This window comes from Agreia sp. PsM10, assembly GCF_030433855.1.
Taxonomy (GTDB): domain Bacteria; phylum Actinomycetota; class Actinomycetes; order Actinomycetales; family Microbacteriaceae; genus Agreia.
Window position 1 is genome coordinate 18,777 of the sequence record NZ_JARUXC010000023.1, and the last position, 13,829, is coordinate 32,605.

Below are 13,829 nucleotides of genomic sequence, written 5' to 3' on the forward strand. Positions count from 1 at the left end.
CGTCACGATCGCGCCTGGCAGCGCGGAATCAACTGCCGCGCCCGCGGGCGCCCCCGTCGCATCCGGTCGGGGCAGGGCCCTGGGCTATATCGCCCGCAAGGCGGGGCTCCTGCTGCTCACACTGTGGGCGGCCATCACGCTCAACTTCATCCTGCCGAGGCTCATGCCAGGCTCTCCGGCCGACGCCGCTCTGGCGAAGCTCGCGCAGAACGGACCCGTGAGCGAGGCGACCAAATCGGCGATCGAGGCACAGCTCGGAGTGCCGACGGGCAACATCCTCGAGCAGTACGTGGCGTACCTGCACCAGGTGGTGACGCTCGACTTCGGCGTCTCGTACACGTTCTACCCCCAGAGCGTGTCCGAACTGGTCAGCACCGCGCTTCCCTACACGCTCGTGCTCGTCGGCGTCGTCACCATCATCGCCTTCGTGCTCGGCACCCTGCTCGGCGTGCTCGCCGCCTGGAAGCGCGGAACCTGGCTCGACACGCTGCCGACCCTGGCCGGATCGTTCGCCAGCGCGTTCCCGTACTTCTGGACGGCGCTGCTGCTGCTGTTCTTCGCCGGATACGTGGGGAGGCTGTTCCCGACCTCGGGCGCCTACGGCCCCACGGCCACACCCGAGTTCACGATCGGCTTCCTCGGCGACGCGATCTATCACGCGGCGCTTCCGGCGCTGACGATCCTCATCACCTCGCTGGGCGGCTGGATCCTCGGCATGCGCAACACGATGATCTCGACGATCGGCGACGACTACGTGACCTTCGCCGAAGCCAATGGACTGAAGCCGCGCACGGTCGCGCTGCGATATGCCGCGCGCAACGCGATCCTGCCCAACCTCACCTCGTTCGGGCTCGCGCTCGGCGGTGTCGTCGGAGGATCGATCCTCGTCGAGCGGGTGTTCGGATACCCGGGCATCGGCTACCTGCTGTTCAACGCGGTCACCAACCAGGACTACCCGTTGATGCAGGCCCTGTTCCTGATGATCACCGTGAGCGTGCTCATCGCCAACTTCCTCGTCGACATCTTGTACGGCGTGCTTGACCCGAGGACCCGCCGATGAGCACCCAGAGCATTCCCCCCTCGACCCGCGCTGTGCGCGCCATCGAGCAGGCGTCCATCGCTCCCGCCCCGAGTCCGCTCAAGGTCGTGCTGCGCGTCGCATCGACCGTGTGGTCGAACGGCAAGGCGCGCATCGGCATCATCATCCTCGGGCTGTTCATCCTGATCGCCGTGTTCGCGCCACTGATCGCCCCGTACGGCGCCCGCCAGAACGGCTTCGACCGGTCGGCGGATGCGTCGGCCGCCCATTGGCTCGGCACGACGGCAGCCGGCGAGGACGTGCTGTCGCAGCTCATCTGGGGATCCCAGATCAGCATCTTCGTCGGCCTCGTCGCGGGCCTGCTGTCGACCGTGATCGCGGTTCTCGTGGGACTCAGCTGGGGGTACGTGCGCGGATTCGGCGCAGACGTGATCAACTTCATCGTCAACCTGTTCCTCGTCATCCCGGGCCTGCCGCTCATGATCGTGATCGCGGCCTATCTCTCGGGCGGCGGCATCGGCATGATCATCGTGGTCGTGGTGATCACCGGATGGGCCTGGGGAGCGCGCGTGCTGCGCAGCCAGACCCAGTCGCTGCGATCGCGCGACTTCGTCACCGCCGCCGTATTCAGCGGCGAGCGGCCCTTCCGCATCGTGTTCCGCGAGATCCTGCCGAACATGACCTCGCTCATCGTGGGCAACTTCTTCGGGGCGGCGACCGCGGCGATCCTCGCCGAGGCGGGCCTCGAATACCTGGGCCTCGGCGACACCACGGTGGTGAGCTGGGGAACGATGCTCTTCTGGGCGCAGAACTCCAACGCCCTCCTCACCGGCCAGTGGGCGCTCCTGTTCGCACCCGGGCTCTGCATCGCCCTGCTGGCGACCAGCCTCACCCTCATCAACTTCGGCGTCGACGGAATCTCCAATCCGCGCCTCCGGGAAGGAAAGCAGCGATGACCGCCCTGCTCGAGATCACCGACCTCTCTGTCGACTACGGCGAGGGCACCGGCAGCACGCACGCGGTGAATCACGTGTCGTTCACCCTGGAGCACGGCGAGTTCGTCGGGCTGGTGGGCGAGTCCGGTTCCGGGAAGTCCACGTTCGGATTCGCGGTCACGGGCCTGTCGAAGCCGCCGGCACGCATCGCGGGCGGCAGCATCCTGCTCGACGGCGTCGACATCGCGAGCCTGTCGACCGGCGAGCTGCGCGAGCAGCGCCACGGCGGCGTCGCCATGGTGCTGCAGTCGGGCATGAACGCGCTGAACCCCGTGCGCAGCATCCGCAACCACTTCGTCGACATCTTCCGGGCGCACGGCCACGTCGAGCGCGGCGACTGGGGCTCGCGTGCCGCCGAACTCGTGGGCAAGGTGGAGCTGCCCGCCTCCGTTCTCGACCGGTATCCGGGAGAGCTCTCGGGCGGCATGCGCCAGCGCGTGTCGATCGCCCTCGCCCTCTCGCTCGAGCCGAAGCTCATGGTCTTCGACGAGCCGACCACCGCGCTCGACGTGCTCGTGCAGCACGCCGTGATGGACACCATCATCGAGCTGCAGAAGAAGGAGAACTTCACCGCCCTGCTGATCAGCCACGACCTGGGCATCGTTCTCGAGTCGGCGCAGCGCGTGCTCGTGATGCACGAGGGCGAGATCGTCGAGGATGCGCCGTCGCGGCAGATCCTCGAGAGGCCCGGCGACGACTACACGAAGATGCTGCTGTCGCACTATGCCGACCCGCGCGCGGAGGTCGTGGAGCTGCCCGGCTTCGAGGGCCGTCACCGCGCGCCCGCCGACGCCCATCCACCGACCGTGTCGTCGCGCACCCGGCGCAAGGACCAGAAGGCCATCGTCGTCGACCACGTCTCGAAGGTGTACCCGGCGCCGCGTCGCGGCGAGTCGCAGGTGACCGCTGTCGACGACGTGTCTTTCACGCTGGAGCCGGGCCAATCGCTCGCGCTCGTCGGCGCATCCGGAAGCGGCAAGTCGACCCTCGCCAAGCTGATCACCGCCGTCGAGAAGCCGTCGTCGGGCAGCGTGCGCTTCGGCGACCTCGACGTGGGATCTCTTCGGCGCGGCCAGTTCCGGCGCCTGCACCGCGACGTGCAGATGGTCTTCCAAGACCCCTACGCCGCACTCAACCCGCTGCACACCGTGGAGTACACGTTGACGCGACCCGTGGTGAACTTCACCGGTCTGAAGGGCCTGGATGCGCGTCGCCGGGTTCTCGAGCTGCTCGACACCGTCGGTCTGTCGCCGGTCGAGGAGTTCGCGGCGAAACTGCCGCATCAGCTGTCGGGCGGCCAACGCCAGCGCGTGGTGATCGCCCGCGCCCTCGCGAGCGACCCGCAGGTGATCATCGCCGACGAGCCGGTGTCGATGCTCGACGTGTCGCTTCGCGCCGGCGTGCTCGCGCTGCTCGAGGACCTGCGTGAGCAGTGGGGCGTCTCGCTCCTGTACATCACCCATGATCTGCTGTCGGCGCGCGTGGTGACCGACAACATCATGGTGCTGAACGGAGGGCGGGTCGTCGAGCGCGGCAACACCGCCGAGGTGCTGCGCAATCCGACCGACGAGTACACGATCAGACTGCTCGACGCGATCCCGAATCCCGGCCGACAGGACGTGGCGTGACGTTCGGCGGCCTGGCGCTGCCCGATTCGCTCGAGATCTTCACCCTCGACGGCCTGACGGCCTTCCGCGCGCCGGCCCGGGGTGAGGAGCGCGGCGTCGCCCTCTTCGTGCCGGGCTTCACAGGCTCGAAGGAGGACCACCGCTTTCTCGTCGCGCTCGCCGCGGAACGGGGATGGGAGTCGTTCTCGTACAGCCAGCGCGGACAGGCCGACTCGGTCGCACCGCGTGGGATCGACGAGTATTCGCTGCGGAAGCTCGCCGACGACGCGGTCGCCGTGGCAGATCGGATCGCACGGGGTCGCCGGGTGCACCTGGTGGGCCACAGCCTCGGCGGCCTCGTCGCCCGTGCGGCGGCCATCCTTCGGCCCGACGTCTTCGCCGACCTGACGATGCTCTGCTCGGGGCCCGGCGGTCAAGGGCCCGGGCATCACGTCGACGACGCCGCATTCGTGGCCCGCCACGGCACGCTGGCCTGGTGGGAGCACAACAATCCTCTCGGCGCGAGGAACGCCGACGAGGTGTTCGTGCGCGAGCGTGCGGCCGCGTCGAGCGACGACAACTTTCTCGGTATGGCCGCGATCCTGCGGGACACGCCCGATTCGAGTGACGAGCTGCGCGAGACCGGCCTGCCCGTGCTCATCGCACACGGCGATGCCGACGACGCCTGGCCCATCGCATCCCAGCACGCCATGGCCCTGCGGGTCGGAGCCCGCTACGAAGTCATCCCGAACGCCGGGCACCTGCCGAACATCGACAACCCCAACCACACGACCGCGCTGCTCGACAGCTTCTGGTCTGGTGGAGAACACAAAGGAGAATCCTGATGCTCACCTTCCCCGACGGCTTTCTGTGGGGTGCGGCCACCGCCGCCCACCAGATCGAGGGAAACAATGTCAACAGCAACTGGTGGGTTCACGAGAACGAGCCGGGCACGACGATCGTGGAGCCCTCGGGCGACGCGGCCGACAGCTACCACCGCTACCGCGACGACATCCGGCTGCTCGCCGAGCTCGGCCTGAACTCCTACCGGTTCAGCATCGAGTGGTCGCGCATCGAACCCGAGCGCGGTCTCTACTCGCGCGCATCCGTCGACCACTACCGGCGCATGGTCGACACCTGCCACGAGTTCGGCATCGAGCCGATCGTGACCCTGATGCACTTCACCGTGCCCCGGTGGTTCGAGAACGACGGTTTCTGGCGGGCTCCGGATGCTGCGGATCTGTTCGCCCGCTACACCGAGCTCGCGCTGCCCGTCGTGGCCGAGGGCGTGAACTACGTCTGCACCATCAATGAGCCCAACATCGCCGCGATGCTCGCCGGGGGAGAGGACGCCTCGAACCTCGTGGCGTACGGCCTGCCCAAGCCCGACCTCGGCGTGGCCGACGCGCTGCTCGAGTCGCACCGGCGCTCGCGCGAGGTGCTGTCGCAGGTCTCCGGCCTGAAGACGGGCTGGACCATCGCCACCCAGGCCTTCGAGGCGGCCGACGAGCCCGGCTCAGAGGAGAAGAAGCGCGAGATCGCCTACCCGGCAGAGGACTGGTACCTCGAGAACGCCGCCGGCGACGACTTCATCGGCGTGCAGGCGTACACCCGCAATATCGTGGGCCCGGAGGGCATCCGCCCGCCCGCCGCCGACGTGGAGAAGACGCTCACGCAGTGGGAGTACTTCCCCCCGGCCGCCGGAATCGGCGTACGCGCCGCCTGGGAGCTGAGCGACCACACTCCGGTCATGGTGACCGAGAACGGCATCGCCACGCAGGACGATCCTCGTCGCATCGACTACACCCGAGGCGCCCTCGAGGGACTGCACGCATGCATCGAAGACGGCATCACGCTGCTGGGCTACCAGCACTGGTCGGCGCTCGACAACTACGAGTGGGCATCGGGGTTCGCCCCGACGTTCGGACTCATCGGCTGGGACAAGCAGACCTTCGAGCGCACGCCCAAGCCCAGCGCGAGCTGGTACGGCGAGGTCGCGAAGGCCAACGCCCTCGCCGTCTAAACAACTCCGTTCCCTGAGCTTGTCGAAGGGCCCGCTTCGACAAGCTCAGCGAACGGGTGTCTTTACGGCCAGAGAAGTGATGTAGACCACGTGTCGTCGCTGCGCGCGTACCGCAGCCTCTGGTGCCGACGCTCGGCATCCGACTGCCAGAATTCGACAGTCGACGGCCTGACGCACCAGAGGGTCCAGGTGGGCGATACCAGGTCTGGATGCGCGTCGAGTTCGCGCGCGGCCTTCTCGATGGCGGCCTCGCTCTCGTCGCGGCTGCCGAGCGGCGCGCTCTGCGGGCTGCCGAGCGCGACGGCACGGGCGCCGATGCCTCGGCGGGAGAAGTCTCGGGCGTTCTCGTCGTCTGAGCCACGCGTCACCGAGCCGCGGATGCGCACGGAGCGGCCGACCGTGGGCCAGTAGAACGTGAGGGCGGCCACGGGGTTCGCCGTGAGTTCGACGCCCTTGGCGCTGGCGGAGCTGCTCGCGAACCACCAGCCGTCGTCGGTGAGGTCCTTCAGTATCAGCACCCGGGCATCCGGAACGCCGTCGGCGTCGACGGTCGAGAGCGTCATCGCGTGCGGTTCGAGCTGGCCCGCCTCGACGGCCTGGCCGAACCATGCCACGAAGAGCTCGAGCGGGTTCTCGGGAGCGATGGTCGGATCGAATGGCGGAGGAGTGGCCGCGAGGCTCGCGAGCGGACGAAGGCTGTCTCTCAGAGGGTGCACGGTATCGACACTACGCTCCAGGAGTCAGAGCCCGCTCACCGTCTGAATGGGTTCGGTGTCGGGAATGGGGCTGGCGTCTTTTCCGCGGAGATCGGGGTGCCAGCGCTTTCCGACGAGCGGAACGAGGAACCCGAGGAGGCCCAGCACGCCGGCGACGTAGAAGGCTCCCGAGGCTCCCTGGCTGTCGATGAGGAAGCCGGCGAACGCGCTTCCGACGGCCGCTCCGATGAGCTGACCCGTGCCGACCCAGCCGTAGGCCTCGGCCGTATCGCTGAAGCGCACGCTCGACGAGACGATGGAGAACATCACGGCGAGGGCCGGGGCGATGCCGATGCCGGCGATGAACAGGGTGACGGCGAGCCACCAGACGTTGAGAGACACTGCCGCGAGTGCGGTTCCGATGAACACGATGAGCATGCGGCGGGCCAGTGCCCACGGCCCGATCGGAACATGGCCGAGCGACAGGCCGCCGACCAACGAGCCCACGGCGAAGATCGCGAGAACGATGCCGGCCTCGAGGCCGTCGTGACCGAAGGTGGCCACGACGCCGGCCTCGATGGCCGCGCAGGCCGCGACGAGCAGGAAGCCGACGATCGTCGCCAGCAGCACCGGAGGCTTGGCGAGCACGGCGCCCAGCTTGCGGCGCGAGCGGGGGATGCGCACCCGACCGAGCTCAGGGCTCGCGATGAACCAGGTGCCGCCTCCCACGAGGAAGACGACGGCGAGGAGGATGCCCCAGACGGTGCCGATCTGGGTCGACACGAACGTGGTGATGACCGGGCCGACGACCCAGATGATCTCCTGGGCCGAGGCATCGAGAGAGAAGAGCGGAGTGAGCTGCTTCGAGTTGACCATCTTGGGGTAGATGGTGCGCACGGCAGGCTGGATGGGCGGCATGGTGAGACCGGCGACGAGAGCGACGCCCATGGCGGCCGGGATCGTGAGGGGCAGGAGCGCGATGGCCGATATGGCGAAGGCGCAGATGATCATCGTGATGGTGATGACCTGGCGCATGCCCCAGACGCCCATGAGACGCGAGGTGAGGGGCCCGGCGACCGCCTGGCCGATGCTCAGGGCGGCGAGAACCAGGCCGGCCGCTCCGTAGGAGTCGTGGACCCTCTCGATGTGCAGGAGGAAGGCGAGCGAGAGCATGCCGAAGGGGAACCGGGCGGTGAGTTGCGCGGCGATGATGCGCGCGACCCCGCGGGTTTTCAGGAGATTCGAGTAGCTGCTCACAACTTCTCTACTCTACCGTCCAGCCGGTACAAGTGCCTTCTGAATACGTTGCATGGAAACAGGCTCCGCCGTTCCGAGCGATTGCGCAAACAGACTCACCCGGAACTCCTCGAGGAGCCAGCGCGCGCGCACGATGTTGGGCGGCGAATGCGGGGCGAGGGGGATGCATCCACCCGCGTCCGTGTAGCGGCTCGTCGCCGCCTGCACCTCGGTCATCCAGGCGCGATCGCGGGCCGCGTTCTCGGCGAGTTTGCCGAGCCGCTGCGTGAGGGCCTTGAGATAGCGAGGCAGCTGGCGCAGCTGCGTGGTTCCCGTGGCCGACACGAAGCCCGGGTAGATGAGACCCTTGAGCTGCTCTCGGGCATCGCCGAGCGCGGCGAGCAGGGCCATGCTCGTGACGCCCTTGAGCGCCTTCTCCGCGTCGCGCGCCGCCGAGAGGATCGTGGTGACCACGCCGACGGTCGCGTAGAGCTCGTCCATGACCGTCGCCGAGAGGTGGTCCCGGGCCGAGAGGAACCCGGCCTCGTTCCAGAGCATGCCATCCGGTGCCACCTCGAAGAGCACGCGCTGCGCGACCGCGCGCAGGCAGTCGTCGAAGAGGGCCTGGACGTTCTGGTACGGGCTCGTGGCCAGCATGAGCTTCTCGTTCTGCGTGAGGTGCTCGCGCACATACGACAGGGGAGAGGGCACGGCGAGAAGCAGCAGGCGCACGATGCCGTCGGGCGTCTGGAGGACCTGTTCATCGGGCGATGTCATGAGCCGCAGCGACACCGACGAGCCGTCGTCGACGAGCGCGGGGTAGGCGCGGATCACTCCGCCGTGCTGCTTCGTGTCGACGAGGCGCGGCAGTTCTCCGAAGCTCCAGGAGGTGAGGCCGGAGCGTTCGAGGTCGCTCGAGATGCGGGTCGTGGCTTTCGCCACCGAGTCGCGGGCGGCGCCGCGGTGCTTCTGCTGCAGGGCGGGCAGGTCCTTGCCGACCGAGAGCGTCTTGCCCCGTTCGTCAACTACGCGGAACGACATGCGCAGGTGCGACGGCAGGCGCTCGCGGTCGAAGTCGGATGCCGACACCGAGACGTGCCCGAGACGCGTCATCGTCGTGGCCAGGGCTGCGAGGTACCCCTCGTCGCCTCCGCCCTCGGGCGTCTCGGCGACGAGGCGCACCGCCCAGTCGGTGGAGGGAACGAAGTTGCGGCGGATGTTCTTGGGCAGCGACTTGATGAGCGCGGTCACGAGCTCGACCCGCAGACCCGGCACCTGGTACTCGAACGACTCCGGCTTGAGCCTCGGCAGCAGCGCGAGCGGCACCGTCGCCGTGACCCCGTCGTCTTCGGTGCCCGGTTCGAAGCGGTAGCTCAGGCCCAGACGCTGGTCCTCCTGCTGCCACGTGGTCGGATACTCGTTCTCGTCGATCTCGGGCGCGCCCCCGGGCACGAGCGCGTCGATGGTCATGGTGAGCAGGTCGGGGGTGTCGTGCTTCGCCGTCTTCCACCAGCCCTCGAAGGTGCGCTGCGAGAACACGTCGCGCGGGATGCGCTCGTTGTAGAAGTCGAACACCGCCTCGTCATCGGTCAGCAGGTCGCGGCGGCGGCTGCGCTCCTCGATCTGCTCGAGCTCTTTGCGGAAGGCGCGGTTCGCCCGGTCGAACGCCTGCTGCGATTCCCAGTCGCCCTCGACGAGCGCGTGGCGGATGAACAGCTCGCGCGCGTACGACGGGTCGACACGAGAGAACTGGATGCGCCGCTTCTCGACGATGGGAACGCCGAACAGCGTGACCCGCTCGTAGGCGACGACGGAGCCCTGCTTCTTCTCCCAGCGGGGTTCGGAGTAGCTGCGCTTGACGAGGTCGCCCGCGAGCTTTTCGGCCCAGGCCGGATCGATGGCCGCGTTCATGCGCGCGAAGAGGCGACTCGTCTCGACCAGCTCGGCGCTCATCACGGCGGCGGGCTGCTTCTTGTTCAGCACCGACCCCGGGAAGATGGAGAAGCGCGACTGGCGCGCGCCCACGTAGTCCTTCTTGACCGCGTCCTTCAGGCCGATGTGCGAGAGCAGCCCCGACAGGATCGACCGGTGGATTCCGTCGGGGTTCACCGCCGGCTCGCCGATCGTGAGCCCCAGCGGACGCGACAGCTGCTTCAGCTGGCGATACACGTCCTGCCACTCGCGGATGCGCAGGTAGTTGAGGAACTCGTTCTTGCAGAGTCTGCGGAACGCGCTCGACGACAGCTCGGACTGCTTCTCCTCGAGGTAATTCCAGAGGTTGAGCAGGGTGAGGAAGTCGCTCGTCGGGTCGGTGAACCGGCCGTGCAGCTCGTCGGCTCGCTGGCGCCGTTCGAGCGGGCGCTCTCGCGGGTCCTGGATCGTGAGCCCTGCCACGATGAGCATCACCTCGCGGCTCGTGCCCGTCTCTTTGGACTCGATCACCATGCGCGCGAAGCGCGGCTCTATGGGCAGGCGCGCGAGATCGCGACCGATCCTCGTGAGCCGCGGCTGGGCATCCGGTGTCTTGGTTCGTGTGTTCGCGTCTGCCGACGACGCCGTGCGCAGCGCGCCCAGCTCGCCCAGAAGGTCGAGGCCGTCCTTGATGCCGCGCGACTCCGGCGGTTGAAGGAAGGGGAACGATGCGATGTCGCCGAGGCCGAGCGAGATCATCTGCAGGATGACGGCGGCGAGGTTCGTGCGCAGGATCTCGGGCTCGGTGAACTCGGGGCGCTTCTCGAAGTCCTGCTGCGAATACAGCCGGATGGCGATTCCATCGCTGGTGCGGCCCGAACGGCCCGAACGCTGGTTCGCGGAGGCCTGCGAGATCGCCTCGATCGGCAGTCGCTGCACCTTGGAGCGCACGCTGTAGCGGCTGATGCGCGCCGTTCCGGCGTCGATCACGTACTTGATGCCGGGCACCGTGAGGCTGGTCTCGGCGACGTTCGTGGCCAGCACGATGCGCCGGCGAACGCCGGGAGTGCTGCTGCGCTGGAAGACACGGTGCTGATCGGCGCTCGAGAGCCGGCCGTAGAGGGGGAGGATCTCTGTGACGCCGCCCGCCGAGCTGCGGTTGGCGAACTTGCCCTTGAGCGACTCCTCGGCGTCGCGGATCTCGTTCTCTCCCGACAGGAAGACGAGGATGTCGCCGTCGCCCTCGCGCCCCAGCTCGTCGACGGCGTCTCCGATGGCCTCGAAGGCGTCGCGATCGGGGGTTGTGCTCCCTGAGCCTGCGTTCCCTGAGCCTGTCGAAGGGTCGTCATCGTCATCCTCAAGAGCTGCGTCCGCAACCAGCGGCCGGTACCGGATCTCGACCGGGAACGTGCGTCCGGAGACCTCGACGATCGGGGCATCGTCGAAGTGCTTCGAGAAGCTCTGCGGGTCGATCGTGGCGGAGGTGATGATGAGCTTGAGGTCGGGCCGCTTCGGCAGCAGCTGCTTGAGGTAGCCCAGCAGGAAGTCGATGTTGAGGCTGCGCTCGTGGGCCTCGTCGATGATGATCGTGTCGTACTTCGAGAGCATGCGGTCGTGGTGCATCTCGTTGAGCAGGATTCCGTCGGTCATCAGCTTGATGCGGGTGTCTTTCGACGCCTTGTCGGTGAAGCGCACCTGGTAGCCGACCAGGCCGCCGACCTCCTGACCGAGTTCCTCGGCGATGCGCTCGGCGATCGTGCGGGCCGCGAGGCGTCGGGGCTGGGTATGGCCGATCGCTTCGCGCCCCAGCTCGAGGCAGATCTTCGGGAGCTGCGTGGTCTTTCCCGATCCTGTCGCGCCCGCGACGATGACCACCTGGTTCTCGGCGATCGCGCGCGCGATGTCGTCGCGCCGCTGGCTGACCGGGAGTTCAGGGGGGAAGACGATACGGGGGAGGGAATCCATGGGCATTCCATTCTAGATTCTCCGCCGCCGGTCGCGCCCTCCTGGCCGGTGTCCCGGCCTGTATCGTGGCCGGAATGGATGCTGTGAGTCTCGATCTGCCCGATGGTCACGTGACGCTCAGGCGCGCGACGATCGCCGACCTCTCGGTGATCATCGATCTGCTGGCCGACGACCCGATCAGTGCAGCGCGCGGCGACTCGGCCGATGCCAGCGACCGCGAGGCCTACGAGGTCGCCTTCGCCGCCATCGACCGCGACCCGGCGCAGCGACTTCTGGTCGTGGTCGACCCCGTTGGCGCTGTCGTCGCGACCATGCAGCTCACCGTGATTCCGGGACTCGCGCGGCGCGGAGCCTCGCGTCTGCAGATCGAGGCCGTGCGGGTCTCGTCGAGTCAACGCAGCCGCGGCATCGGTGCGGCCATGATGCGCTGGGCGATCGAGGACGCCCGTGTCTCCGGCGTGCCGCTCGTGCAGTTGACGTCAGATGCCGCGCGAGTGGATGCGCACCGCTTCTACGAGAGGCTCGGCTTCGATGCGTCTCACGTCGGGTTCAAATACCGGGTCGAGAGCTCGTAGCTGCTTCGACGAGCTCGCGCAGACGGTCGAGGTCTTCTCCGACGGTCTTCGTGTCGCGATCGAACTCGTCGTCGGACAGGTCGAGCTGACGCACGGTGAAGATGATCTCGGACCCGTTCGGGTGGATGATCACCCTCAGCGGGTTGGTGACGGTCACGCCTGACGGCAGGGTCACATCGTGATCGAGGATGCCGAACTCGTTGCGCTCGACGAAGCGCACCGAGACCCGACCCATGGGCGAGTCGACCCATAAGGTGTCGCCCTCGCGGGTCACCTCGGAGTGTGCGAGACCGGATGCCCACTTCGGGAGGTTGTAGATGTTCGCGGCGACCTCGTAGACAGTCTGCGGGCTCGCCGAAATGACCCGGCTGACGTGACGGCTCTCCATGCGTCCAGCATGACGGAACGCTGCATGCTTCTGCCACGGCAGGGGTGCTTTCGATACGCGTGATCTTGAAACGGGGTGATCTCGATACGCGGTGCTCGTTCCTCGCGCCGCTACTCGATCGGCGCAGGGGTGGTGGTGGGTATCGGGCGCGCTGGATTATCAGCGCCGTGCGGAGGCGCTCTCGTCTTTCGTGCGCTGGCCGAGGAGGCCGCCCTTCGACAAGCTCGGGGAACGCCCCAGCCTTGCCCCCCTGGCGCTGGTCGAGTAGGCCGCCTGGGCTGTATCGAGACCCGGTGGTGGTTAGAAGGGGCAGTCGGCGAGGTCCTCCTCGACGGTGATCGTCGTCGCCGCGGCTGCGGCTGCTGCTGCTGCCGCTGTGGCCTTGATGAGGGTTTGTGGTGCGGGCCGCATCCGGCCTTCCGGCCGAACCGTGTAGACGTGACCGGCCGGAGAGGTCGCCGTGAGGGTGTCGTCTCCGTTCGGGATGAACTGCCACCTCGTGTGGTGCTTCACCCGATGATGCTCCGGACTCAGCGGGGCCAGGTTCTCGGGGATCGTGTCGCCGCCATAGGCATGGTCTTCGGTGTGGTCCATGTCCGCCTGCTCCGACGGAACCGTGCACCCCGGGAACACACACTCCGGGTGGACCAGCCGGGCGTGGTCGATCATCGCCGCGGTCGGCCGGTAGTCCCGGGGGTCGGTGGCCAGGATCCGCCCCGTAATCGGGTCAGTGAGGATCCTCCGCCACGACGTCGCCTCCGCGGTCAACTGGGCGGCAGTGGCCGGGTCGATGGGCCCGTACCCGCGGAGAATCGCCGCCTCCTCACCCACGCCCAACAGTGTCATCGCGGGAACAATCACATGCACCCGACCCCGAACGCCCCGGGTGGCTCCGGGAATCGACGGTTCCCCGTTGAGAAGCAGATCGGTCAGAACGTCGACTTTCAGGTGCCCCATGCTCCGCGGGTCACCACCTGTATTCAGTCCGGCCGCCAATCGCACGGCCCTGTCCGCGATCGCGTGGATCTCCGGCGCCGGCGCGAACAAGGTGAGGCAAGCCATGCCGTCCGCTGCCGGATCGACATAGATGCGCCGGGTCGCCGCGGCTTTCTCCGCTCGTTTCACCGCGGTGGACGGTTGGGCGAGCTCCACCTCATGCCGGGCCTTCTTCTCGAGCTGCTTCGGGTTCACCTCAACAGCCAGAGAAGCGAGCCTCGTGTCGTATGTGGCGAGGGCGTCGCCCTCTAACCCCTCGGCATGCTTCGCGATGACTTCGGCGTGCTCCCACGACACCGTGCCAGCAGCGACCGCCGCCAGGGTCGCGGGGAGCCGATCGACGAGGGCCGTACTCGTGTCGATCAGCGTGGCGGCGCGGTACTCGGTTCGTCGGGTCAG

At 67.8% G+C, this 13,829-nt stretch carries 11 protein-coding genes; 6 read left to right on the forward strand and 5 right to left on the reverse strand.

Annotated elements, in window-relative coordinates:
• The first annotated feature begins 79 nt into the window (after nt 1-79).
• From QCD70_RS18480 to QCD70_RS18500, 5 genes are read left to right on the forward strand one after another with little or no spacing between them, the layout of a single operon-like run.
• Nucleotides 80-1,060, forward strand: coding sequence for an ABC transporter permease (locus QCD70_RS18480; RefSeq protein WP_055930913.1), 981 nt, complete (start codon nt 80-82; stop codon nt 1,058-1,060).
• Nucleotides 1,057-1,995 carry an ABC transporter permease gene (locus tag QCD70_RS18485; RefSeq protein WP_301218996.1) on the forward strand — a complete coding sequence of 313 codons (939 nt, stop codon included), beginning with the start codon at nt 1,057-1,059 and terminating at the stop codon, nt 1,993-1,995. Before QCD70_RS18480 ends, QCD70_RS18485 begins: the two co-directional genes overlap by 4 nt.
• Nucleotides 1,992-3,662 (forward strand): ABC transporter ATP-binding protein, encoded by a 1,671-nt coding sequence (locus tag QCD70_RS18490; RefSeq protein ID WP_301218998.1) that lies wholly within the window; start codon nt 1,992-1,994, stop codon nt 3,660-3,662. Before QCD70_RS18485 ends, QCD70_RS18490 begins: the two co-directional genes overlap by 4 nt.
• Nucleotides 3,659-4,486 (forward strand): alpha/beta fold hydrolase, encoded by an 828-nt coding sequence (locus QCD70_RS18495; protein WP_301219000.1) that lies wholly within the window; start codon nt 3,659-3,661, stop codon nt 4,484-4,486. The genes QCD70_RS18490 and QCD70_RS18495 overlap by 4 nt, the downstream gene beginning before the upstream one ends.
• A complete protein-coding gene (locus QCD70_RS18500; RefSeq protein WP_301219002.1) occupies nt 4,486-5,664 on the forward strand; it encodes a glycoside hydrolase family 1 protein in 1,179 nt (392 codons plus the stop codon). The genes QCD70_RS18495 and QCD70_RS18500 overlap by 1 nt, the downstream gene beginning before the upstream one ends.
• A gap of 62 nt (nt 5,665-5,726) precedes the next feature.
• Here the strand turns inward: QCD70_RS18500 and QCD70_RS18505 are convergent, their stop codons facing one another.
• From QCD70_RS18505 to hrpA, 3 genes are read right to left on the reverse strand one after another with little or no spacing between them, the layout of a single operon-like run.
• The gene (locus tag QCD70_RS18505; RefSeq protein WP_301219004.1) at nt 5,727-6,380 is read right to left on the reverse strand and encodes a pyridoxine/pyridoxamine 5'-phosphate oxidase; all 654 of its coding nucleotides are present in this window, start codon (nt 6,378-6,380) and stop codon (nt 5,727-5,729) included.
• A gap of 24 nt (nt 6,381-6,404) precedes the next feature.
• Nucleotides 6,405-7,616: an MFS transporter gene (locus QCD70_RS18510; protein WP_301219006.1), complete on the reverse strand. Its 1,212-nt coding sequence runs from the start codon at nt 7,614-7,616 to the stop codon at nt 6,405-6,407.
• 12 nt (nt 7,617-7,628) lie between these two features.
• A complete protein-coding gene (hrpA, locus tag QCD70_RS18515) occupies nt 7,629-11,471 on the reverse strand; it encodes an ATP-dependent RNA helicase HrpA (protein ID WP_301219008.1) in 3,843 nt (1,280 codons plus the stop codon).
• A 74-nt stretch (nt 11,472-11,545) separates the two neighbouring features.
• On the opposite strand from hrpA, the gene QCD70_RS18520 reads away from it, so the two are divergent.
• A complete protein-coding gene (locus QCD70_RS18520) occupies nt 11,546-12,046 on the forward strand; it encodes a GNAT family N-acetyltransferase (RefSeq protein WP_301219010.1) in 501 nt (166 codons plus the stop codon).
• On the opposite strand, the gene QCD70_RS18525 is transcribed toward QCD70_RS18520, so the two are convergent.
• Nucleotides 12,021-12,434, reverse strand: coding sequence for an SRPBCC family protein (locus QCD70_RS18525; protein ID WP_301219012.1), 414 nt, complete (start codon nt 12,432-12,434; stop codon nt 12,021-12,023). The two genes, QCD70_RS18520 and QCD70_RS18525, sit on opposite strands and share 26 nt — an antisense overlap.
• 300 nt (nt 12,435-12,734) lie before the next feature.
• Nucleotides 12,735-13,829, reverse strand: a 1,095-nt coding sequence (locus QCD70_RS18530) for an HNH endonuclease signature motif containing protein (protein WP_301219014.1), incomplete at its 5' end; no start/stop codon positions are given.